This is a genomic window from Microbacterium oryzae (assembly GCF_030406385.1).
GTDB classification, from domain to species: Bacteria; Actinomycetota; Actinomycetes; order Actinomycetales; family Microbacteriaceae; genus Microbacterium; species Microbacterium oryzae_A.
Genome location: NZ_JAUEPM010000003.1, coordinates 1 through 22,075 on the forward strand (window position 1 = coordinate 1; position 22,075 = coordinate 22,075).

At 72.0% G+C, this 22,075-nt stretch carries 20 protein-coding genes; all 20 read right to left on the reverse strand.

From position 1 onward, the window contains the following. Positions 1 to 298: 298 nt before the first annotated feature. Positions 299 to 553: a DNA-directed RNA polymerase subunit omega gene (rpoZ, locus tag QWJ90_RS05980; RefSeq protein WP_156241330.1), complete on the reverse strand. Its 255-nt coding sequence runs from the start codon at positions 551 to 553 to the stop codon at positions 299 to 301. A 67-nt stretch (positions 554 to 620) separates the two neighbouring features. Beyond that, complete coding sequence (gmk, locus tag QWJ90_RS05985) at positions 621 to 1,550, reverse strand: guanylate kinase (RefSeq protein ID WP_290106785.1); 930 nt, start codon at positions 1,548 to 1,550, stop codon at positions 621 to 623. Continuing rightward, positions 1,543 to 2,391: an orotidine-5'-phosphate decarboxylase gene (gene pyrF, locus QWJ90_RS05990; RefSeq protein WP_290106786.1), complete on the reverse strand. Its 849-nt coding sequence runs from the start codon at positions 2,389 to 2,391 to the stop codon at positions 1,543 to 1,545. The genes gmk and pyrF overlap by 8 nt, the downstream gene beginning before the upstream one ends. Continuing rightward, on the reverse strand, positions 2,391 to 5,693 hold the full coding sequence (gene carB / locus QWJ90_RS05995; protein ID WP_290106787.1) for a carbamoyl-phosphate synthase large subunit: 3,303 nt from the start codon (positions 5,691 to 5,693) through the stop codon (positions 2,391 to 2,393). The genes pyrF and carB overlap by 1 nt, the downstream gene beginning before the upstream one ends. Beyond that, a complete protein-coding gene (gene carA / locus QWJ90_RS06000) occupies positions 5,686 to 6,867 on the reverse strand; it encodes a glutamine-hydrolyzing carbamoyl-phosphate synthase small subunit (RefSeq protein WP_290106788.1) in 1,182 nt (393 codons plus the stop codon). The genes carB and carA overlap by 8 nt, the downstream gene beginning before the upstream one ends. Then, positions 6,864 to 7,373 (reverse strand): PH-like domain-containing protein, encoded by a 510-nt coding sequence (locus QWJ90_RS06005; RefSeq protein ID WP_290106789.1) that lies wholly within the window; start codon positions 7,371 to 7,373, stop codon positions 6,864 to 6,866. Before QWJ90_RS06005 ends, carA begins: the two co-directional genes overlap by 4 nt. Next, the gene (locus QWJ90_RS06010) at positions 7,370 to 8,686 is read right to left on the reverse strand and encodes a dihydroorotase (protein ID WP_290106790.1); all 1,317 of its coding nucleotides are present in this window, start codon (positions 8,684 to 8,686) and stop codon (positions 7,370 to 7,372) included. Before QWJ90_RS06010 ends, QWJ90_RS06005 begins: the two co-directional genes overlap by 4 nt. Further along, on the reverse strand, positions 8,683 to 9,642 hold the full coding sequence (locus tag QWJ90_RS06015; RefSeq protein ID WP_290107079.1) for an aspartate carbamoyltransferase catalytic subunit: 960 nt from the start codon (positions 9,640 to 9,642) through the stop codon (positions 8,683 to 8,685). Before QWJ90_RS06015 ends, QWJ90_RS06010 begins: the two co-directional genes overlap by 4 nt. Then, positions 9,642 to 10,178, reverse strand: coding sequence for a bifunctional pyr operon transcriptional regulator/uracil phosphoribosyltransferase PyrR (gene pyrR / locus QWJ90_RS06020; RefSeq protein WP_290106791.1), 537 nt, complete (start codon positions 10,176 to 10,178; stop codon positions 9,642 to 9,644). The genes QWJ90_RS06015 and pyrR overlap by 1 nt, the downstream gene beginning before the upstream one ends. Positions 10,179 to 10,248: 70 nt before the next feature. After that, positions 10,249 to 13,488 (reverse strand): SNF2-related protein, encoded by a 3,240-nt coding sequence (locus tag QWJ90_RS06025; protein ID WP_436836693.1) that lies wholly within the window; start codon positions 13,486 to 13,488, stop codon positions 10,249 to 10,251. 53 nt (positions 13,489 to 13,541) lie between these two features. Then, entirely contained in the window at positions 13,542 to 13,952 is a 411-nt protein-coding gene (nusB, locus tag QWJ90_RS06030; protein ID WP_290106793.1) for a transcription antitermination factor NusB, read from the reverse strand. A 9-nt stretch (positions 13,953 to 13,961) separates the two neighbouring features. Beyond that, positions 13,962 to 14,522 (reverse strand): elongation factor P, encoded by a 561-nt coding sequence (efp, locus tag QWJ90_RS06035; protein ID WP_156241345.1) that lies wholly within the window; start codon positions 14,520 to 14,522, stop codon positions 13,962 to 13,964. Between the two features lie 72 nt (positions 14,523 to 14,594). Beyond that, positions 14,595 to 15,374, reverse strand: coding sequence for an amino acid ABC transporter ATP-binding protein (locus tag QWJ90_RS06040; protein ID WP_290106794.1), 780 nt, complete (start codon positions 15,372 to 15,374; stop codon positions 14,595 to 14,597). Positions 15,375 to 15,391: 17 nt separating this feature from the next. Continuing rightward, entirely contained in the window at positions 15,392 to 16,186 is a 795-nt protein-coding gene (locus QWJ90_RS06045; protein ID WP_290106795.1) for an amino acid ABC transporter permease, read from the reverse strand. Between the two features lie 10 nt (positions 16,187 to 16,196). After that, entirely contained in the window at positions 16,197 to 16,988 is a 792-nt protein-coding gene (locus QWJ90_RS06050; protein WP_290106796.1) for an ABC transporter substrate-binding protein, read from the reverse strand. 38 nt (positions 16,989 to 17,026) lie between these two features. After that, positions 17,027 to 18,142: a 3-dehydroquinate synthase gene (aroB, locus tag QWJ90_RS06055; protein WP_290106797.1), complete on the reverse strand. Its 1,116-nt coding sequence runs from the start codon at positions 18,140 to 18,142 to the stop codon at positions 17,027 to 17,029. After that, entirely contained in the window at positions 18,139 to 18,714 is a 576-nt protein-coding gene (locus tag QWJ90_RS06060) for a shikimate kinase (protein WP_290106798.1), read from the reverse strand. Before QWJ90_RS06060 ends, aroB begins: the two co-directional genes overlap by 4 nt. Next, on the reverse strand, positions 18,698 to 19,909 hold the full coding sequence (gene aroC, locus QWJ90_RS06065) for a chorismate synthase (protein WP_290106799.1): 1,212 nt from the start codon (positions 19,907 to 19,909) through the stop codon (positions 18,698 to 18,700). The genes QWJ90_RS06060 and aroC overlap by 17 nt, the downstream gene beginning before the upstream one ends. 5 nt (positions 19,910 to 19,914) lie before the next feature. After that, positions 19,915 to 20,754 (reverse strand): shikimate dehydrogenase family protein, encoded by an 840-nt coding sequence (locus QWJ90_RS06070; RefSeq protein ID WP_354670420.1) that lies wholly within the window; start codon positions 20,752 to 20,754, stop codon positions 19,915 to 19,917. Then, positions 20,747 to 22,069 (reverse strand): endolytic transglycosylase MltG, encoded by a 1,323-nt coding sequence (gene mltG / locus QWJ90_RS06075; protein ID WP_290106801.1) that lies wholly within the window; start codon positions 22,067 to 22,069, stop codon positions 20,747 to 20,749. Before mltG ends, QWJ90_RS06070 begins: the two co-directional genes overlap by 8 nt. Positions 22,070 to 22,075: the final 6 nt, after the last annotated feature.

Below are 22,075 nucleotides of genomic sequence, written 5' to 3' on the forward strand. Positions count from 1 at the left end.
GGTGGGGTCGTTCCCCGCCCCCTGTCTCGCGGCTGCGGTCGCTCCCGGGGTCCCCGGGGGCGCGGGGGTGGGGGGCGAGGCCGGGGGGGCGCCGGGGGTGGTGGCTGCGGTATTTTGTCCGTATTTTTTGGGGGGGTGGCGCTGGGGTGCCGGCGGGTTGTGTCACGGGGGGGGGGGGGGGGGGGGGGCGGGCGCGGGGGGGGGGGGGGGCGCGGGGGGGCCCCCCGCCCCTCAGTATGACGAGGGCCTCCGACACGCGGTGACGGAGGCCCTGTCGGTATGACGAGTTCTTACGCGCTCACTCAGCGGGACGCAGGCGCAGCTTGTCCTGGTGGATCTCGTGCAGCGCGATCGTGAGGGGCTTGTCCTCCACCGACGAGTCCACGAGGGGGCCGACGTTGTCGAACAGGTTCCCCTCGTGCAGATCGGTGTAGTAGTCGTTGATCTGACGGGCACGCTTGGCCCCGTAGATCACGAGCTGGTACTTCGAGTCAACCTTGTCGAGAAGCTCGTCGATGGGCGGGTCGATGATGCCCTTGTGCTCGCTGCTCATAGCAGTCCTCCTGTTCGGCGACGTCCTGTCGCGCGGCGAAACCATGGCTCGAAGGCGCGCCGGTCGGTCAGCGCGCGGACGCCTGCACCAAGTCTACGACCTGCCGCGCGGCGTCGGCGACCGAGTCGTTGACGATGCGGAAGTCGAACTCCGACTGCGCGGCGAGCTCCACCCGCGCGGTGCGCAGGCGCCGCGCGCGCTCCTCCTCGTCCTCCGTGCCGCGCCCTACCAGGCGCGACGTGAGCTCGTCCCAGCTGGGCGGGAGCAGGAACACGAGCGTCGCCGACGGATCTGCGGCGCGCACCTGGCGCGCGCCCTGCAGGTCGATCTCCAAGAGCACCGCCTTGCCGTCGGCCAGCGCCTGCTCGATGGGCGCCCGCGGCGTGCCGTAACGGTGGCGGTTGTGAACGGTCGCGTACTCCAGCAGCTCGCCGTCGGCGATGAGCCGATCGAACTCGGCCTCGTCGACGAAGTAGTAGTGCTGCCCATCGACCTCGCCGGGTCGCGGCGCGCGGGTGGTCGCCGACACCGAGATGAGGATCTCCGGGTAGTTCGCGCGGATGTGCGCCGCGACGGTCCCCTTGCCGACGGCGGTCGGTCCGGCCAGCACGATCAGGCGGCTGCGGCCCGGGCGTGCCTGCGGCTCGGGCATGCGCTGGTCGAGCCAGGCGGCGAGGGCGAGGCGCTGGCGGCTGCCGAGCCCGCCCAGGCGCTTGACGGGCGAGATCGCGAGCTCGGCGAGCACCCGGTCGCGCTTGCCCTCGCCGATCGCAGGCAGCGCCATGAGGAACTCCGGCACGCGCATCGTGCCAGCCGGGGACTGCGGGTCGGCCTCGGCACGGCGCAGCACCTCCTGCGGGGTGACCACGCGCATCGCGAGGTCGCGCTTGAGGCTCGCACGGGCGCGGCGCGCGGCGACCGCCTTCCGCGAGGCCGCCGCGCGGTCCACCGCGGGCGGGGTGGGACGACCGGGAGCCGTCGCGTCGCTCTCAGACAAGGGAGCCTCCCTTCGAGGTCCGGTACGCGGAAGCGGCGCGCGCGACCGCGTCGGCGAGGTCGTCGGGCCCCGCGGCGAGGATGCTGCGGCTCTCGGAGGCGATCACGCTCGCCGCCGCATCTCCGAACACCGCCTCGAGGCGATCCGGTCGCGCACCCTGGAAGCCGAAGCCCGGCGCGAGGATGGGCGCCGGCGGCGTGAACGGGGCCAGGCCCGCGTCCTGCCAGTCCACCGTCGCGCCGACGACGAACCCCAGGCTCCCCCACTCCCCCGCAGGCGTCGACCGGGCGTTGCGAGCCGAGACCTCCGCGATCACCGTGGCGGCGACCGTCGCGCCGCGGGCGGTGGCGCGCTGCAGGCCCGCCGCCTCGGGGTTGCTCGTGGCGGCGAGGACGAACGCGCCCTTGCCGTGGGTCGCGGCCAGCTCGAACGCGCCGTCCAGTGCGCCGACCCCGAGATACGGGCTCATGGTGAGCGCGTCGGCCTCGAGCGGCGACCCGGGCGTCAGCCAGGCGGCGGCGTACGCGTCCATGGTCGAGCCGATGTCGCCGCGCTTGGCGTCGGCGATCACGACGAGATCCGCCGCGCGAGCGGCCGCGAGCACGTCCTCGAGGGCGGCGAAGCCCGCGGAGGCGTATCGCTCGAAGAACGACACCTGCGGCTTCACGATGCCCGCACGACCGGCGACCGCCTCGACGACGCGCAGGCCGAACTCTCGCACGCCCCGGCCATCCGCCCCCAGCCCCCACTGCGCGAGCAGCGAGGGGTGGGGGTCGATGCCCACGCAGAGCGGTCCGCGCGCGCCGATGACGGCGCGGACCCGCTCTCCGAAGGCCGGCACTACGCGCTCACCGCGACCCTGCGCGCGGCGCGGTCAGCCGCGAACTCCTGGAGACTCCGCACGTCGTAGCCACCGGACATCGAGTCCATGGCGCTCACGGCGGCGCCGAGCACCGAGATGGTGGTGAAGAGCGCCTTGTCCGCACCGACCGCGGCCGCACGGATCTCGTAGCCGTCGGCGCGCGCCGACATGCCGCTGGGGGTGTTGACGATGATGTCCACGCGCCCGGCGTTGATGAGGTCGACGATGTTCTCGGCGTGGTCCTCCTGCGTGTCGCTGTACTTGCGCACGACCTCGACCTCGATGCCGTTGCGCGCGAGGATCTCCGCCGTGCCCTCCGTCGCGAGCAGCCGGAAGCCGAGCTGGCGCAGCCGGTGGGCGGGCAGGATGACGTCGCGCTTGTCGCTGTCGGCGACCGAGATGAACACGGTGCCCGAGAGCGGGATGCCGCCGTAGGCCGCCGTCTGGCTCTTCGCGAACGCGGTCGGGAAGTCGCGGTCGATGCCCATGACCTCGCCGGTGGAGCGCATCTCGGGGCCGAGCACGGAGTCGACGACAGCGCCCTCGCGGGTGCGGAAGCGCTTGAACGGGAGGACCGCCTCCTTGACCGCCACCGGAGCGTCGAGCGGGACGCGCGAGCCATCCTGCTCGGGCAGCATGCCCTCGTCCTTCAGCTCGTCGATCGTCGAGCCGGCCATGATGCGGCTCGCGGCCTTCGCCAGCGGGATGCCCAGCGCCTTCGACACGAACGGCACCGTGCGGCTCGCGCGCGGGTTGGCCTCGATGACGTAGAGGACGCCCGCGCTGATCGCGAACTGCACGTTGAGGAGGCCCCGCACGCCGACGCCCTGGGCGATGGCGAGGGTCGCCTCGCGCACCCGGTCGATCTCGGTGCGGCCGAGCGACATCGGCGGCAGCGTGCAGCTGGAGTCGCCGGAGTGGATGCCGGCCTCCTCGAGGTGCTCCATGATCCCGCCCACGTACAGCTCGTGGCCGTCGTAGAGCGCGTCGACGTCGATCTCCACCGCGTCATCGAGGAAGCGGTCCACGAGCAGCGGCAGGCCGGGGCCGATGATGGCCTGGTCGGCGATGCGCACGAAGTAGTCGCGGAGGCTCGCGGTGTCGTAGACGATCTCCATGCCGCGGCCGCCGAGCACGAAGCTGGGGCGGACGAGCACGGGGTAGCCGATGTCCTCGGCGACTGCGACGGCGCCGTCGACGTCGATCGCCGTGCCGTTCCGCGGCGCCACGAGGGCCGCGCGCTCGAGGATCTCGGAGAAGAGCCCGCGCTCCTCCGCGAGGTCGATGGCGGCGGGGCTGGTGCCCAGGATGCGGTAGCCCGCGTCCTCGATGCCCTTCGCGAGGCCGAGCGGTGTCTGCCCGCCGAGCTGGCAGATGACGCCGTGGATCTCGCCCGACTGCGCCTCCGCATGCAGCACCTCGAGCACGTCCTCGAGCGTGAGCGGCTCGAAGTACAGGCGGTCGGAGGTGTCGTAGTCGGTCGAGACGGTCTCCGGGTTGCAGTTGACCATCACGGTCTCGTAGCCGGCGGCGCTCATCGCGAACGAGGCGTGCACGCACGAGTAGTCGAACTCGACGCCCTGGCCGATGCGGTTGGGGCCCGAGCCGATGATGACGACCTTGCGACGGTCGGACGGCGTGACCTCGGTCTCCTGCTCGTAGCTGGAGTAGTGGTACGGCGTCTGCGCGGGGAACTCGCCCGCGCAGGTGTCGACGGTCTTGAAGACCGGGCGGATGCCGAACCCGTGGCGCACGACGCGCACCTCGGCCTCGGTGAGCCCGCGCAGCTGCGCGATCTGGCTGTCCGAGAAGCCGTGGTCCTTGGCGAGGCGGATGGCCCGCTCGTCGAGCTCGGACGCCTGCGCGACCGCGTCGGCGACCTCGTTGATGAGGACCATCTGGTCGAGGAACCACGGGTCGATCGCCGTCGACTCGAACACCTGCTCCACCGTCGCGCCGAGGCGCAGCGCCTGCTGCACCGCGACGATCCGACCGTCGGTCGGGGTCTTGATGACCTCGAGCAGCTCCTCGACCGAGCGCTCCTCGGGGCCCCAGTGGAAGCTCGAGCCGCGCTTCTCCACCGAGCGGAGCGCCTTCTGCAGCGCCGTGGTGTAGTTGCGGCCGATCGCCATCGCCTCGCCGACGGACTTCATGGTGGTCGTGAGCGTCGGGTCGGCGGCCGGGAACTTCTCGAACGCGAACCGCGGCACCTTGACGACGACGTAGTCGAGCGTGGGCTCGAACGACGCGGGCGTCACCTTCGTGATGTCATTGGGCACCTCGTCGAGGCGGTAGCCGAGCGCGAGCTTCGCGGCGAGCTTCGCGATCGGGAAGCCGGTGGCCTTCGAGGCGAGCGCCGAGGAGCGCGAGACGCGCGGGTTCATCTCGATGACGATGATGCGGCCATCCGCCGGGTTGATGGCGAACTGGATGTTGCAGCCGCCGGTGTCGACGCCCACCGCGCGGATGATGTCGATGCCGATGTCACGCAGGCGCTGGTACTCGCGGTCGGTGAGCGTGAGCGACGGGGCCACCGTGATGGAATCGCCGGTGTGCACGCCGACGGGGTCGACGTTCTCGATCGTGCAGACGACGACGGTGTTGTCGGCCGTGTCGCGCATGAGCTCGAGTTCGTACTCCTTCCAGCCGAGGATCGACTCCTCGAGGAGCACCTCGGTGGTGGACGACTCGTGCAGGCCGGCTCCGGCGATGCGGCGGAGGTCGGCCTCGTTGTAGGCGAAGCCGGAGCCGAGGCCGCCCATGGTGAACGACGGGCGCACGACGAGCGGGTAGCCGAGCTTCTCGGCGCCCTCGAGCACCTCGTCCATCGTGTGGGCGATGTGGCTGCGCGCGACCTCGGCGCCGGCCTCGATGACGAGCTCCTTGAAGACCTGGCGGTCCTCGCCCTTGCGGATGGCGTCGGGCTTGGCGCCGATGAGCTCGACGTCGTACTTCTCGAGGATGCCGCGCTCGTGCAGCGCCATGGCCGCGTTCAGGGCGGTCTGCCCGCCGAGGGTCGGCAGGATGGCGTCGGGCTTCTCCTTGGCGATGATCGTCTCGATCACCTCGGGCGTGATCGGCTCGACGTAGGTCGCGTCGGCGAACTCGGGGTCGGTCATGATCGTGGCCGGGTTCGAGTTCACGAGGATGACGCGGACGCCCTCCTCGCGGAGCACGCGGCACGCCTGGGTGCCGGAGTAGTCGAACTCCACGGCCTGCCCGATGACGATCGGGCCGGATCCGATGACGAGGACGGACTGGATGTCGTCGCGCTTAGGCATTGTTCTCCTCGGTCAGGGAGCGAGCGGAGCGATTCGAGATGGTGTCCTGCACCATGTCGACGAACCGGTCGAAGAGGTAGTTGGCGTCGTGGGGGCCGCCGGCGGCCTCCGGGTGGTACTGCACGGAGAACGCGGGGATGTCGAGGGCGCGCAGGCCCTCCACCACGTCGTCGTTGAGGCCGACGTGGCTCACCTCGACGCGGCCGAAGCCGGCCGGGCTCTCGAAGACGCCCTCGATCGGGGCGTCGACGGCGAACCCGTGGTTGTGCGCGGTGATCTCCACGCGGCCCGTGAGCTTGTCGCGCACCGGCTGGTTGATGCCGCGGTGGCCGAAGGGCAGCTTGTAGGTGCCGAGGCCCAGCGCGCGGCCGAGCAGCTGGTTGCCGAAGCAGATGCCGAAGAACGGCACCCCCTCGCGCAGCACGCTCTGCAGCAGCTCGACGTGCGCGTCGCTCGCGGCGGGGTCGCCGGGGCCGTTGGAGTAGAACACCGCGACGGGCGAGACCGCGAGGACCTCGTCGATGGTCGCGCTCTGCGGCAGCACGTGCACCTCGAAGCCGCGGCGGGCGAGGTTCTCGACCGTGGCCTGCTTGATGCCGAGGTCGATGACCGCGACGTTCCCGATCCGCTCGCCCTCGGCGGGTGTCACCTCGGCGACCGCGACCGAGACCTCGGCGGAGAGGTTGAGTCCGGTCATCTCCGGCGCCTCGGCGACGATCCGCAGCTGCTCCTCGGCGGTGAGGCCCGCGGCCTCGCCGGAGAAGACGCCGCCGCGCATCGAGCCGGCCGAGCGGATGTGGCGGGTGACCGCGCGGGTGTCGATCCCGCTGATGCCCACGACGCCGTCGCGCTCGAGGGCGTCGTCGAGGGTCTCCTCGGCGCGCCAGCTCGACACGACGCGGCTGGGGTCGCGCACGATGTAGCCCGACACCCAGATGCGGCGGGATTCCGGGTCCTCGGTGTTCACGCCGGTGTTGCCGATGTGGGGCGCGGTCTGCAGCACGATCTGGCCCGCGTAGGACGGGTCGGTGAGGGTCTCCTGGTAGCCGGTCATGCCGGTGGAGAAGACGACCTCGCCGAGGGTCGTGCCGCGGGCGCCGTAGGCGTACCCGGCGAAGCGGGCGCCGTCTTCGAGGACGAGGACCGCTGGTTCGCGGTCGAGCAGAGAGGTCATCGGTTGGCTCCTGTCGGGTTCGAGGATGTGCGCAGGTCTTCGATCGCCGCGACGAGCGCGTCGGGGTCGTCGCCCTGCAGGCGCACGTAGGAATCGCAGATCGTGCCGTCGGCCGCGCACCACGCGATGAGGACGAGGCCGTCCTGCTCCACCACGCGGTCGATGGTCCAGGTCGCGCGGCCGGAGCCGGCGATCTCCTCGGCACGGAGGAAGACGGTGGGCGCGCCCGAGAGGTCGAGTGCGACGCCGCGGTCGGTCACGGTGATGGCGACCTTCGCGCGGAAGTCGAGGGGCTTCGCGGCGAGGCGGTCGAGTGGCTGGTCGTGCCGCGTCGTGGCGACGTGGATCCCCGCGAAGCGGGCGGCGGCGGTGCCCTCGGCCGGGCGGACCGGAACGACGGTCCCCGCGTCGCGGCGCACGCGTCGCCGCCAGCCCCAGGCCATCCCGGCGAGGATGAGCACGGCGATGACGACCATCAGCATGAGGCCGGGCAGGTATTCGCTCATGCGCGCGCGCCCTCCCGCTCGACGAGCTCGCCGTCGGCGAGGGTGAGGGAGCCGCGGTGGACGGTCCACAGGACCCGCCCCGGCAGCTCACGCCCGAGGTACGGGGAGTTCCCGCTGCGGCCGCGCAGGTCGTCCGCGCCGAACGGCGCCGACGGACGCGGGTCGTAGAGGGTGATCTCGGCGGGCTGCTGCGCCGCGATCGGCGTGCCGTGACCGGCCAGACGCCCGATCCGGGCAGGGGCCTTCGACATCACGCGCGCGACGTCCGACCATCCGATGAGCCCCGTCGCGACCATCGCCTCGTGGACGACGCGGAGCGCGCTCTCGAGGCCGACCATCCCGTTGGCCGCGGCCGCCCACTCGCAGCTCTTGCTCTCGGCGGGGTGCGGTGCGTGGTCGGTGGCGACGATGTCGATCGTCCCGTCGGCGAGACCCTCGCGCACGGCGAGCACGTCCTCCTCGCGACGCAGCGGCGGGTTGACCTTGTAGCGCGCGTCGTAGCCGCGCACGAGCTCGTCGGTCAGCAGCAGGTGATGCGGGGTGACCTCGGCGGTCACGGCGATGCCGCGCTTCTTGGCCCAGCGGATGATGTCCACCGAGCCGGCCGTGGACAGGTGGCAGACGTGCAGGCGCGATCCGACGTGCTCGGCGAGGAGCACGTCGCGCGCGATGATCGACTCCTCGGCGACCGCCGGCCATCCGGCGAGCCCGAGCTCGGCCGACACGACGCCCTCGTTCATCTGAGCGCCCTCGGTGAGCCGCGGGTCCTGCGCGTGCTGGGCGACGACGCCGTCGAACGCCTTCACATACTCCAGGGCGCGGCGCATGATGAGCGGGTCCCACACGCAGAAGCCGTCGTCGCTGAAGACCCGGACGCGGGCGCGGGAGTCGGCCATGGCGCCGAGCTCGGCGAGGCGCTCGCCCTTCTGCCCGACGGTCACGGCGCCGATCGGCTGCACCGTGGCGTACCCGGCCGCCTCGCCGAGCGCGAGCTCCTGCTCGACCACGCCCGCGACATCCGCCACAGGCGACGTGTTCGGCATGGCGAAGACGGCGGTGAAGCCACCGGCCGCCGCCGCGCGCGTGCCGGTGAGGATGGTCTCGCTCGCCTCGTACCCCGGCTCGCGCAGGTGGGTGTGCAGGTCGACGAGCCCCGGCAGCGCGATCAGGCCCGCTGCGTCGATGACCCGGGCGCCGGCGCGGCTGATCCCGCTGCCGACCTCGGCGATGCGGCCATCCTCGACGAGGATGTCGGCTGTCTCGCCGCCCTCGATCGCGGCCCCCTGGATGAGGAGCGGCTTCGTCCCGGTCACTTCGTCTCCTCGCTCCTGCGCTCGCCCGCCAGCAGCAGGTAGAGCACGGCCATCCGCACCGACACACCGGCTCGCACCTGCTCGAGCACAGTGGCCCTGGGCGAGTCGGCGGCGGCTGCGGAGATCTCCAGTCCCCGGTTCATCGGACCGGGGTGCATGACGATGGTATCGCCCGTGAGCCTGGCGAATCGCTCGGGGTCGAGGCCCCAGCGTCGGGAATACTCCCGCTCCGATGGGAAATAGGCGGCGTTCATGCGCTCGGCCTGGATGCGCAGCATCATGAGCGCATCGGGCTGCTCGGCGATCGCGTCGTCGAGGTCGTAGCGCACCGACACCGGCCACTGCGAGACGTCCTGGGGCAGCAGCGTCGGCGGGGCGACGAGGGTCACCTCGGCGCCGAGCGTGGCGAGCAGCCAGACGTTCGAGCGGGCGACGCGGGAGTGGAGGATGTCGCCGACGATCGCGACGCGGTATCCGGCGAGGTCCTTGCCGCGGCTGCCGGCGCCGTAGCGGCGCTTGCGCATGGTGAAGGCGTCGAGGAGCGCCTGCGTGGGGTGCTCGTGCGTGCCGTCGCCGGCGTTGACGACGCCCGCCGAGATCCAGCCGCTCGTGGCGAGCGTGCGCGGCGCGCCCGAGGCGCCGTGGCGGATGACGACCGCGTCGGCGCCCATCGCCTGGAGGGTCTGCGCGGTGTCCTGCAGGCTCTCGCCCTTGGAGACGCTCGAGCCCTTCGCGGAGAAGTTGATGACATCGGCCGAGAGGCGCTTGGCTGCGGCCTCGAACGAGATGCGGGTGCGGGTGGAGTCCTCGAAGAAGAGGTTCACGACCGTCCGGCCGCGGAGAGTCGGGAGCTTCTTGACCTCGCGCTCCTGCGTGCCCTGCATGTCCTCGGCGACGTCGAGGATGCGGATGGCGTCCTCGCGCACCAGGGTGCGGGTGTCGAGCAGGTGGCGCATCACTCGCCCCCCTCGATCGAGACGTGCTCTTCGCCGTCGACCTCGGCGAGGCGCACGTTCACGCGCTCCGAGCGAGCGGACGGCAGGTTCTTGCCGACGAAGTCCGGCCGGATCGGCAGCTCGCGGTGACCGCGGTCGACGAGGATGGCCAGGCGCACGGCGGCGGGGCGGCCGATGTCGTTCAGCGCGTCGAGCGCGGCGCGGATGCTGCGGCCGGAGAACAGCACGTCGTCGACGAGGACGACGGTGCGGCCGTCGATGCCCTCGGTCGGGATGTCGGTCGGGCGCGGCGCGCGGGTCGGATGCTGCGCCAGGTCGTCGCGGTACATCGTCACATCGAGCGATCCCACCGGCACGGGGCGGCCGCCGAAGCGCTCGACGAGCGCTGCGAGGCGGTGCGCGAGGGTGACGCCGCGGGTGGGGATGCCCAGGAGGACCAGTCCCTCCGGGCCTCGGTTCGACTCGAGGATCTCGTGGGCGATCCGCGTCAGCGCGCGGGCGATGTCGGCGTCATGCAGCACGGTTCTCGTGCTCATCTGCCGCTCCCTTCTCCGCCTCACAGGACGGGGTTAAAGGTGCAGGTGCGCTCAGTCTACCGGGTGCCGGTCACGGCTCGAGCAGGCCGCGGATGTCGTCGGCCGTGAGCGCCTGCGAGAACAGCGCGTCGTCGTCCATGACGGCCTTGAACAGGCGCGCCTTGCGCTCCTGCAGCGCCATGACCTTCTCCTCGATGGTGTCGGCGGCGATCATCCGGTACACCATCACCTGCTTGTCCTGGCCGATGCGGTGCGCGCGGTCGACGGCCTGCGCCTCCGCCGCCGGGTTCCACCACGGATCGAGGAGGTAGACGTAGTCCGCCTCGGTCAGGGTGAGACCGAAGCCACCGGCCTTGAGGCTGATGAGGAACACCGGCGCGTCGCCCGAGCGGAACGATTCCACCACCGCCGGGCGATCGCGCGTGCTGCCGTCGAGGTGAGCGTGCGCGATGCCCTCCCGGTCGAGGCGCCCGGCCACGAGGTCGAGGTACGACGTGAACTGGCTGAACACCAGCGCGCGGTGGCCCTCGGCGATGACGGCGTCGAGCTGCTCGACGAGTGCGTCGAGCTTGCTCGACGCGATGTCGGCGTGCTCGGGGTCGACGAGCTCGGGGGCGAGGCTCAGCAGGCGCAGCAGGGTCAGGGACCGGAACACGATGAAGCGGTTGCGGTCGAGGTCGTCCAGCAGACCGAGCACCTTCTGCCGCTCGCGCTGCAGCACGGTGTCGTAGACGGCGCGGTGCGCGGGGCTCAGCTCGACGTGCAGCCGCTGCTCCTGCTTCGGCGGCAGGTCGCCCGCCACGAGCTCCTTCGTGCGGCGCAGCATGAGCGGGCGCAGGCGCCGCCGCAGCCGGGCGAGGCGCTCGGCGCGGTACGCGCTCCCCTCCTGGTCCTCCGGCACCTTCCCCTTCTCGATCGGCCCGACGTACTCCTCGCGGAAACGGCGGGCGGAGGGGAAGAGGCCGGGAGCGGCGAGCGACAGCAGCGCCCACAGCTCCGACAGGCCGTTCTCCAGCGGCGTGCCGGTCACGGCGAACGTCACGTCCGCGCGCAGCTCGGCGGCCGCGCGGTGCACGCCGGTCTGCGGGTTCTTGGCGAACTGGGCCTCGTCGAGCACGAGCCCCGCCCACTCCACCGACGCGTACTCCTCGGCGTCGAGCCGCAGGAGCGCATACGACGTCACCACGACATCGGCGCCCGCCGCGGCGTCCGCCAGCGTCCCCGTGCGCTTCGAGCGGGTCGCCTCGATGCGGCGCACGCGCAGCGACGGGGCGAAGCGCTCGGCCTCGTCGCGCCACGTGGCGGTGACCGACGTCGGAGCGACGACGAGGAACGGCCGCTCCTCCCCCGCCTCGCGGGTGTGCAGGATGAGCGCGAGCATCTGCAGCGTCTTGCCGAGGCCCATATCGTCGGCGAGGATGCCGCCGAGACGGTGACGCCACAAGAAGGCCAGCCAGTCGAGGCCCTCCTGCTGGTAGGGCCGCAGCTGCGCGTGCAGCCCCGCGGGCGGCGAGGTCGGCTCGATGCGCTCCACATCGCGCAGCCCCTCCGCCGTCGCCCGCCATGCCGCCGCCGGCAGCGACTCGTCGGCGAGGTCCTCGAAGTCCGACCAGAGCGCGGTCTGGTACCGGCTGATCCGCGGCCCGGACTCCCACTCCGACAGGGTCGCCGCCTCGTCGACCAGGTCGCGCAGGCGCTGCAGCGCGGGGTGCGCGAGGGAGAAGTACTCGCCGTCGGCGAGCAGCATCTTCTTCCGCCGCTGGCTGATGGCGGTGAACAGCGGCGCGAACGGGATGGTGCGTCCGTCGATGGTCACCACCACGCCGAGGTCGAACCAGTCCGAGTCGGTGGTCTCCACCGTGGACACGGATATCTCGGGGACGCCGGCGAGTTCACGGTACCGCCGCCGGGTGCCCGTCGTCTCCACCTCGACGTCGGCAGCCTCCAGGGCCGGCAGGATCCGGTCGGAGAACTCCGCAGCCTCGACGTCGCGCAGCTCTCCGGATGGCGCGAACGGCACGTCCGCGGAGGCGTTCGCCCATGCCTGCGCGACGACCGCCGCCTGCGTGGCCTCGACCTGGCCGTCCCGTTCGGGGTCGGCGGCGGCGCCGCCGGCCGGCGCGTCGAAGCGATGGCGGCCCAGACCGGCGTACGCCCAGGACAGTGCGTATGTGACGCGGTCGCCGGGGTGGAAGACGACCTCGATCACGGGCCGCGGGGCGGGCCGCTCGGGGATGTCGATGTCGGCGCTCGAGCGGATCTCCGCGCGCCGCGCGATGACGGGCAGGGCGTCGGCCACGAACTCGTCGGTCTCGTCCTCGGGCACCGAGACCGGCCCGGCGAGGAGCGCGGCGACGGGGTCGGTGAGCGCGACAGGCGCGAGGGTGAGCGAGATGCGCCCGTACTCGACGGCGAAGGCGTAGACGCCGGAGCGGGAGATGGGCCGCACGGCCGCGACGTCGACGGGCGCACCGTCGATCTCGACCTCGGCGCGGACCTCGAGCCCGCCGGCGGCGGAATCGTCGATGCGGATGCGGGCAGTCGCGGCCTGCGCGAGGCGCACGTCGAGGAGCTTCTGCGTGGGGATGAGCGGGATGCTCAGCGCGTCCGCCGCGCGCAGGTGCGTCCACAGGAGCGCGGATGGGATCGTGTCGAGCGTCAGCCACTCGGCGCCGTCGCCGAACGAGTCGAGGCGGAAGACGTCGCGGGCGATGCTGTAGAGCTCGGCGAACCAGCGCGACTGCGGCCGCGAGAACCGGCCGCCGGGCCGTCGCACCGCCTCCCACGAGGCGTCGCCCTTGATCCAGGCGCCCGACCGGTCGCTGCGCAGCAGCGGGCGCAGCCCGACGAACAGCTCGCCGGCGGCGCCCTGCTCGAGGTGGCGCGGGTGCGCGGGCTCGGCGCGCCGCGCCTGCCAGGCGCCTCGGGCCGCGCGGTGACGCAGCTCCACGCCGAGCGCGAGCGGAACGGTCTCCGGCGACCCGGCGGCCTCCTCCGGCGAGCCGATGAGGCCGCGCCAGGAGGAGGCTGGGGCGTCATGACGCCCGCTCGCGGCGTTGCGCCGCTGCGCGTTGCCGGCGAGTAGGGCGGCCACCACGTGCTTGCAGCGGCTGCGCATGGGGCAGCTGCACTGCGAGGCGACGATCGCCGACGCCCGCGCGTCGATGCGCACCCGCACGGAGTAGCTGCGCGCGGCGGAGCCGGATACGCGCGCGGTGAGGGTGACGCCGTCGGTCATCCAGCGCGCGTGCTCGACCGCGCCCTCCTGGAAGTACGCGAGCCCGCGCTCGTATGCTCCTTCGTCCGCCATCCTGCGGATGGCGTCGACGGGGACGAACGGCGCGGGCACGCGGAGGGGCGCGCTCAGTTCGAGCGCGCGATGCGCGCGAGGACGCCGTGCACGAAAGCGCCCGACTCCTCGGTGGAGAGCTCCTTGGCGAGCTCCACCGCCTCGTCGATCGCGACCGCCGTCGGCACCTCGTCGTTGTACACGATCTCCCAGACCGCCATGCGCAGCAGCGCACGGTCGACGGCGGGCATCCGCTCCAGCCGCCAGTCGCGGCTGTGGGTGGTGATCTGCTCGTCGATCTCGTCGCGGTGGTCGATGACGCCGTCGACGATCTCGCGGGCATACAGCCACGAGGCCTGCCGCGCGGGCTCGCCGGCGGCGCGCCGCGCCTCGGCCGCGAGCGTCACGTCCAGCCCGTCACCGCGGACGTCGGACGAGAAGAGGATGTCGAGGGCGCGCTTTCGCGCCTTGGTGCGTGCGCTCACTCGCGCGGCTCAGTTGACGCGGCCGAGGTAGTCGCCCGTGCGGGTGTCGACCTTGACCTTCGTGCCGGTCTCGAGGAACAGCGGCACCTGGATCTCGGCGCCGGTCTCCACCGTGGCGGACTTGGTGCCGGCCGACGAGCGGTCTCCCTGCAGGCCGGGCTCGGTGTACGTGATCTCGAGGACGACGGACGCGGGCATCTCGACGTAGAGCGGGAGGCCGTCGTGCAGCGCGATCGTGACGAGCTGGTTCTCCAGGAGGAAGTTCGCGGCGTCGCCGACGACGGTGCCCGGCACGTTGATCTGGTCGTAGTCCGTCGCGTCCATGAACACGAACGACTCTCCGTCGTTGTAGAGGTACGTGAAGTCGCGGCGGTCGACGTTCTGGATGTCGACCTTGGCGCCGGCGTTGAACGTGCGGTCGACGACCTTGCCGGAGACGACGTTCTTGAGCTTGGTGCGCACGAATGCGCCGCCCTTGCCGGGCTTGACGTGCTGGAACTCCACCACGCTCCAGAGCTGTCCGTCGATGGCGAGGACGACGCCGTTCTTGATGTCTGCGGTGGATGCCATGTGCGTATTCGGTCCGTTCGTGTGGATCGTTCGTCGGAAGGGGCGGGGCCCGCGCGGGACCGAGAGAAGATTCTAGTTCAGATCCACGTGCGTCGGATGGATGACCCGCTTGAGGAAGTCCTGCATGCGCGGCGTCTGCGGGGCGGAGATGACCTGCTCGGCCGGTCCTTCCTCCACGACGACGCCGCCGTCCATGAAGACGACGCGATCGGCCACGACCCGGGCGAACTCCATCTCGTGCGTGACGACGAGCATCGTCATGCCGTCGCGGGCGAGCCCGCGCATGATCGCGAGCACGTCGCCGACGGTCTCGGGGTCGAGGGCGGAGGTGGGCTCATCGAAGAGCATGAGGTGGGGATCCATGGAGAGCGACCGCGCGATCGCGACCCGCTGCTGCTGACCGCCGGAGAGCTGGTCGGGGTAGCGCTCGTCGAAGTCGGCGAGCCCCACCTTCGCGAGGTTCTCGCGGGCGACGCGCTGGGCCTCCTCGCGGCCGCGCCGCAGCACCTTGATCTGCGCGACGGTGCAGTTCTCCAGCACCGTGAGGTGCGGGAAGAGGTTGAACTGCTGGAACACCATCCCCACGTGGCGGCGCAGCTCGTCGATGTCGACGTCGGGGTCGGTCACCTCGCGGCCGCCCACCTGCACGGAGCCGCCGCTCGGCGCCTCGAGCAGGTTCACGCAGCGCAGCAGGGTGGACTTCCCGGAGCCGGACGGCCCGATCAGGCAGACGACCTCGCCGGGCCGGACCTCGAGGTCGATGCCCTTGAGGACCTCGTTCGACCCGAAGGCCTTGTGGAGTCCCTGGATCGTCACGCCGAAGTGCGCCTCCGGCTGGGAGCTGTCGGTCATGTCTCCTCCTCGAGGGCTCATCGCGCGGCCTTCGCCGCTCGCGACTCGAACCGGCGGGAGAGCTGGCTGAGCGGCAGGGTGATGATCAGGTACATGGCGCCCGCCACGACGAGCGGCGTGATGCCTGCGCCGTACTGCAGGATGCCGTCGCGCCCGAGCTTGGTGAGCTCGAAGCTCGACGCGGCCAGGCCGATGACGTAGATCAGCGACGTGTCCTTGGTCACGAGGATGAACTCGTTCGTGAGCGGCGGGAGCACGATGCGGAAGGCCTGCGGGATGACGATCGTGAGCATCGCGCGCCAGCCGGGCATGCCGAGCGAGCGAGCGGCCTCGTACTGGCCGCGCGGCACGGCCTGCAGGCCCGCGCGCAGCGTCTCCGCGATGTAGGCCGCCGCCACGATGCCGAGCGACAGCATGACCACGAGCATCGTCGGCCAGCGCGTGCCGGGGAAGGCCGCCGGAACGCCGAAGCCGAACGCGATGAAGACGAGGAGCGCCGGGATGCCGCGGAAGAACTCGATGTAGGCCGTGGCGATCCAGCGGTAGGGCGGGAACGACGCGATCTTCATGAGCGCCAGCAGCAGGCCGAGCGTCAGCCCGAGCGCGAACGACACCAGCGTGTAGAGGATGGTGTTCTTGAGGCCGACGAGGATCACCCCGGGGAACATGCCCGCGACGGCAGGGAAGTCGAAGAACGAGTTCAGCACGCGCGGCCAGTCGACGCTGATCGCCAGGACGACCAGGACGACGACGAAGATGCCGCCCTGGACGTACTGGCTGGTCCGCGCGCGCTGCCGTGCGGTCAGGGCCACCGCGTGCCCCTTACGCGCCGTCGCCGAACCAGGTCGACTTCAGCTCGTCCAGCTCGCCGGAGTCGGTCAGGCGCTGCAGCGTGCCGTTGACGACGTCCATCAGCTCGGTGTCGCCCTTCTCGGCCGCGATGCCCAGCTGCTCGCCGGTCTCGAAGTCGGCGACGCGCGTGAAGCCCTCTTCGTCCTTGATGCCGTAGCCGAGCACGGAGACGTTGCCGAGCACGGCGTCGACGGTGCCGGCCTTGAGCGCCTCCAGCTGCAGGCCCGCGTTCTCGAAGCCGACCGGGGAGATCCCGTTCTCCTGCGCGTACGCCTCACCGGTGGTGCCGGACTGCACGCCGACGACCTTGCCAGCGGCGGACTCGAGGTCCTCGACGCCGGAGCCGTCGGCGGCGATCAGCGTGAGGTCGTCGTCCATGTAGGGCTCGGAGAAGTCCATGTTGCCCTTGCGCTCCTCCGTGATGGAGATGGAGGAGATCGCGAGGTCGCACTTGTCGAACGACAGGCCGGACTGGATCGACTCGAAGGAGTCCACGATGACCTCGAGCTCGACGTCGAGGTCCTCCGCGATGGCGGCCGCGATGTCCATGTCGAAGCCGACGTACTCGCCGTCCTCGTCGATGAACTCGAAGGGCTCGTAGGGGATGTCGGAGCAGACCGTGAGCTTGCCGGACTCGACGAGCTGGACGCCGCCGGCCGAGGCTTCGGGCTCCTCGCCGCCGGATGCGCAGCCGGCCAGGGCGAGCCCGGCGGTGCTGGTGACGATCAGTGCGGTCACCGCACGGGACGAGATGCGCTTCATGGCAGGGGCCTTCCTCGAAGTGATGGGGTTCATCCTAATCACGCACCGCCGGTCGAGATGATGCGACCCGCGCTCTCCTCGGCGATCTCCTGATACGCGGCGAAGAGGAGCGATTCGTCGGGCGCCTGGGCGAGCGTGGGCTTGCCGATGTCGTCCAGGAGCACGAACCGCAGCATCCCGGCTCGCGCCTTCTTGTCGCGCTGCATGGTGGCGAGCAGCTGCTGCCACGCCCCCGCCCGGTAGGTGGTGGGGAGGCCGAGGGACGTGAGGACGGCGCGGTGCCGGTCGACGGCGGCATCCGACAGTCGTCCCGCCAGTCGCGAGAGCTCCGCGGCGTACATCATGCCGATCGACACGGCGGCGCCGTGGCGCCACCGGTAGCGTTCGGCGTGCTCGATCGCGTGCCCCAGCGTGTGGCCGTAGTTGAGCGTCTCGCGCACCCCTGATTCGCGGAAGTCCTCCCCCACGACGTCGGCCTTCATCCGGATGGCCAGCTCGATGCAGCGGCGGAACTCCGGGGTGGTCGGGTCGGTCGCCCGGGTCGGGTCTGCCTCGACGATGTCGAGGATCTCCGGGTACCGGATGAACCCCGCCTTCACGACCTCGGCGAAGCCCGCGACCGCCTCGTTCTCAGGCAGCGTGGCCAGCAGGTCGAAGTCGCAGAGCACGGCACGCGGCGCCCAGAAGGCGCCGACGAGGTTCTTCCCCTCCGCCGTGTTGATGGCGGTCTTCCCGCCGACCGCGGCGTCGACCATCCCGAGGACGGTGGTGGGGATCTGCACGACGTCGACGCCGCGCAGCCAGGTCGCCGCGACGAAACCGGCCAGGTCGGTCACGGCGCCGCCGCCGAGTCCCACGACGGCGTCGCTGCGGGTGAAGTCGGCCTGGCCCATGATCTGCCAGCAGAAGGCCGCCACCTCGACGCGCTTGGCCTGCTCGGCATCGGGCACCTCGGCGAGGAGGATCTCGCGCCCGCCGGCCTCGACGAGCTCCGCGCGCAGCTGCTCGGCACGCGCGCCGAGCGACGGCTGGTGCACGATGAGCACCTTCGTCGCCGCGGGCGGCAGCGCGTCGCCGAGACGCGCCAGGACGCCGCTGCCGACGATGACGTCGTAGCCGGGTGTTCCCGTCACGCTGATGACGGTGTCGCTCATGTGTCCTCCTCGGTGCGCGCGGTGCGCGCGCTCGGCTGGCGGTCTGCCGGCCCTTCGCCGCGCACCCACGCGACGATGCGGTCGACGGCGCCCTGGGTGGGTCCGTGTGACGTGTCGAAGACGGCGTCCGCGACCTCCGCGTACAGCGGTGCTCGCGCGTCGCGGATGCGCTTCCAGTCCGCGACCGGGTCGCCGCCGCCGTTCAGCAGCGGCCGCTTCTGACCGCGGATGCGGTGGGCGATGGCGGCCTCGTCGACGTCCAGCAGCACCACGCGGTGCGCGCGCAGCAGTGCGCGCGTCTCCGCGGCGAGGACGGCGCCGCCGCCCAGCGCGACGACGCCCGATCGCTCGAGCGCGGTCCGCACCGCGTCGCGCTCGAGCGCGCGGAAGCGCTCCTCGCCGTCCTGGGCGAAGATGGCGGCGATGGGCCCGTGCGCGCGGACGATCTCCGCGTCGGTGTCGATGAAGGGCAGGGCGAGGGCGCGCGCGACGCGGCGGCCGATGCTGGTCTTGCCGGCGCCCATCGGCCCGACGAGAACGATCGCGCCGCGGGGGTCAGCGGGCGAGGTCATGCGCGAGCGCTGCGGTCCGCTGCGTCTCGGGGATGGCCGCGAGGTAGCTCTCGAGGTTGCGGCGGGTCTCCGCGACGCTGTCGCCGCCGAACTTCTCCAGGACCACCTCGGCCAGGACGATCGCCACCATGGCCTCGGCGACGACCCCCGCCGCCGGCACCGCGCACACGTCGGAGCGCTGGTGGTGGGCGGAGGCGGTGTCGCCGGTGGCGACGTCGACGGTCTGCAGGGCGCGGGGCACGGTCGCGATGGGCTTCATCCCCGCGCGCACGCGCAGGACGGTTCCCGTGGACATCCCACCCTCGGTGCCGCCCGCGCGGTCCGACCCGCGCGCGATGCCGTCATCGCCCGCGAAGAGCTCGTCGTGGGCGGCGGAGCCGCGGCGCCGGGTGGTCTCGAAGCCGTCGCCGACCTCGACCCCCTTGATGGCCTGGATGCTCATGAGCGCCTGCGCGAGCTTCGCGTCGAGACGGCGGTCCCACTGCACGTGCGATCCGAGCCCCGGCGGCAGGCCGTACGCGAGCACCTCGACGATGCCGCCGAGGGTGTCGCCGTCCTTCTTGGCCGCGTCGACCTCCGCCACCATGCGCTCGCTCGTGGCCGGGTGGAAGCACCGCAGGGGATCGGCGTCGAGCGCGGCGACGTCGGCGGGTGCGGGCAGCGCGGCCTCATCGGGGACCCGGACGGGCCCGATGGAGAGCGTGTGGCTCACGAGCCCGATGCCGAGCTCGGCGAGGAAGCAGCGGGCGACGGCGCCGAGCGCGACGCGCGCGGCGGTCTCCCGCGCGCTCGCGCGCTCGAGGATCGGACGGGCCTCGTCGAAGCCGTACTTCTGCATGCCCACCAGATCGGCGTGCCCCGGGCGCGGCCGGGTCAGCGGGGCGCCGCGGCCGCGTGATCTGTCGCTGAGCTCGACCGGTTCGGCGCTCATCACCTCGGTCCACTTCGGCCACTCGGTGTTGCCGATCCGCAGCGCGATGGGGCTGCCCATGCTGAGGCCGTGGCGGATGCCGCCGGAGATCGACAGCTCGTCCTGCTCGAACTTCATCCGCGACCCGCGCCCGTAGCCGAGCTTGCGACGCTGCAGGTCGGCCTGGATGGCCGCAGCCGTGACGGGGACGCCTGCGGGCAGTCCCTCCATGATGGCGATGAGTTCGGGGCCGTGGGATTCGCCGGCCGTGAGCACGCGGAGCATGGCCACTAGTCTCCCATGAGCGCGGAGCGCATCGCGGCCACCACCGCCGCCTCGTCGGGCAGCTCGGCCTCGACGTCGCCCGCGACGAACACGCGCACCTGCAGCACCGCCTGGTGCAGCAGCATCCCGAGACCCGAGTGCGCGGCGCCCGCCGGCCACGCCGCGGCGAGGGCCGAGGGCCAGGGCGCGTACGCGGCGTCGAACAGCGTCCCGCCCGCCGCCGCCAGAGCCTCGCCGTGCGCGGCCGGAAGCGCGGTCCCGCCGGGCAGGGTGGCCACGGTGAGGTCGACGGCCGCGTGCGGGGCATCGAAGGGCGCTGCCACGACCACCATGCCTGCGCGCTCTCCGATCGCGGCGAGCGGAGCGACGGCCTCGGGCCGACGCGCGACGACCTCCACCCGCTCTGCGCCCATCTCGCCGAGCGCGACGAGGGCCGACGCAGCGGTGGCACCGGCGCCGACGATCCGGGCGGTCGCGGCCGCGGCGATGCCGAGCTCTTCCAGCGCGCGGACGATGCCGCCGACGTCGGTGTTGTGCCCGTCCGGCGACGAGAGCCGCTCGCCACTCGCGCCGAACGACAGCGTGTTCACCGCTCCGGTGAGCTCCGCCCGACGGCACCGCCTGCCCGCCGCGCGAAAGGCCTGCGCCTTGAGCGGCATGGTGACCGCGAGACCGCGCCAGCGGGCGTCGAGGGACGCGAGCGCGTCGGCGAACCCGCCCTCGTCGACGCGCCGCCGTTCGAAGGCCCAGTCGAGGCCCAGAGCGCGATAGGCGGCGCCGTGCAGCTGCGGCGACCGACTGTGCGCGATGGGGTCGCCCCACACCTCGAGGCGGATGTCACTCACAGTAGACGGCATTCTCCTCGCTCGCGCGGCACCATTCCTGAAGGCGGGCGACGGCGGCCTCATGCTCCTGGAGGGTGCTGGAGAAGACGGTCTCCCCCGTCTCGAGGTTCACCGGCACGAAATAGAGCCAGTCGCCGTCGGCGGGCGAGATCGCCGCGGCGATGGCCGCCTCACCGGGCAGGCCGATCGGGCCCGCCGGCATGCCCTCGTGCACGTACGTGTTGTACGGGTTGGAGGCGTCGGCGCGCTGCTCGTCGGTCGTCCACACCGTGTGCGTGCTGTCCGCGCCGTAGGCGACGGTCGCATCCGACTGCAGGAGCATCCCCTCGTCCACGCGGTTGGCGAACACGCGCGCGATCTTCGGCATGTCGGCCTCGCCGCCGGACTCGCGCTGCACGAGAGCGGCCATCGTGAGGATCTCGAAGCGGTTCTCCGGCGCCACGCCCTGCGCGTCGAGGCGCTCGAACATCTCGTCCACGAGCTGCTGGATCACGTCGTCGGCGGTCGCGTCCGGGTCGAACGTGTAGGTGGCCGGGAACAGGAAGCCCTCGATGCTCGGCGCCTCCGCCGGCACGCCGAAGCGCGTGTAGTCGTCCGCGGCGGCCTGCAGGTCCTCGAGCGGGATGTCGGTGGCTTCGGCGATGTTCGCGAGTGCGTCGGCGGCGAAGCTGCCCTCCGTGATGAGCACGGTGTTCTCGAGGCGCGACGCCGGGTCCTGCAGCGCGGCCAGAGCGGCCGCCGAGGTCATCTTCTGCTGCAGCTGGTAGACGCCCGGCTGCAGCGCGCCGTCGTCGCCGATCTCGATGAGGTGACGGTAGAAGGAGTCCTCCTCGAGGGTGACGCCCGCGTCGTGCAGCGTCTTCGAGATCACCTGCCCGGTGTCCCCCTCGGCGATGGTCACCGTCGCCTCCCCGGTGGCCTCGCCTTCCTCGTAGTCATGCGGGCCGTCCCAGCCCATCGCCTCGGCGATCCGCTCGCCGTACGTGTTCCACGCCCACAGGGCGCCGGCGCCGGCGCCGGCCAGAAGCGCGAGCACGATGACCGCGGCGATCAGGCAGCCGGCGCGGCTCGCCCGGCGCTTCACGGGCCGATGCTCGTTCTCCGGAGTGAAGAGATCCTCCAGGCCGGCGGGGCGGTGCTCGGGAAGGGCCTGCGCCGCGGCCCGCTCGGCCGCAGGCGGCTCGGGTCGGGCCGCGCTCGCCACCTCGTGAGCAGCGGCGCTCGGCAGCTTCCGTCGGGCCTCCGCGGCGAGCTCCTGCTCGCGGCGCTCGCGGCGGGTGAGCTCGCGCTCGTCGGGATTCGAGGGATCGGACATGCGTCT

Bases quoted from the DNA above. Each gene is read 5' to 3' on its own strand.
- rpoZ (WP_156241330.1), bottom strand. From the start codon at position 553: ATGAGCAGCGAGCACAAGGGCATCATCGACCCGCCCATCGACGAGCTT.
- carB (WP_290106787.1), bottom strand. From the start codon at position 5,693: ATGCCTAAGCGCGACGACATCCAGTCCGTCCTCGTCATCGGATCCGGC.
- carA (WP_290106788.1), bottom strand. From the start codon at position 6,867: ATGACCTCTCTGCTCGACCGCGAACCAGCGGTCCTCGTCCTCGAAGAC.
- QWJ90_RS06005 (WP_290106789.1), bottom strand. From the start codon at position 7,373: ATGAGCGAATACCTGCCCGGCCTCATGCTGATGGTCGTCATCGCCGTG.
- QWJ90_RS06015 (WP_290107079.1), bottom strand. From the start codon at position 9,642: ATGCGCCACCTGCTCGACACCCGCACCCTGGTGCGCGAGGACGCCATC.
- pyrR (WP_290106791.1), bottom strand. From the start codon at position 10,178: ATGAGCACGAGAACCGTGCTGCATGACGCCGACATCGCCCGCGCGCTG.
- QWJ90_RS06025 (WP_436836693.1), bottom strand. From the start codon at position 13,488: ATGGCGGACGAAGGAGCATACGAGCGCGGGCTCGCGTACTTCCAGGAG.
- efp (WP_156241345.1), bottom strand. From the start codon at position 14,522: ATGGCATCCACCGCAGACATCAAGAACGGCGTCGTCCTCGCCATCGAC.
- QWJ90_RS06040 (WP_290106794.1), bottom strand. From the start codon at position 15,374: ATGACCGACAGCTCCCAGCCGGAGGCGCACTTCGGCGTGACGATCCAG.
- QWJ90_RS06050 (WP_290106796.1), bottom strand. From the start codon at position 16,988: ATGAAGCGCATCTCGTCCCGTGCGGTGACCGCACTGATCGTCACCAGC.
- aroB (WP_290106797.1), bottom strand. From the start codon at position 18,142: ATGAGCGACACCGTCATCAGCGTGACGGGAACACCCGGCTACGACGTC.
- QWJ90_RS06060 (WP_290106798.1), bottom strand. From the start codon at position 18,714: ATGACCTCGCCCGCTGACCCCCGCGGCGCGATCGTTCTCGTCGGGCCG.
- aroC (WP_290106799.1), bottom strand. From the start codon at position 19,909: ATGCTCCGCGTGCTCACGGCCGGCGAATCCCACGGCCCCGAACTCATC.
- mltG (WP_290106801.1), bottom strand. From the start codon at position 22,069: ATGTCCGATCCCTCGAATCCCGACGAGCGCGAGCTCACCCGCCGCGAG.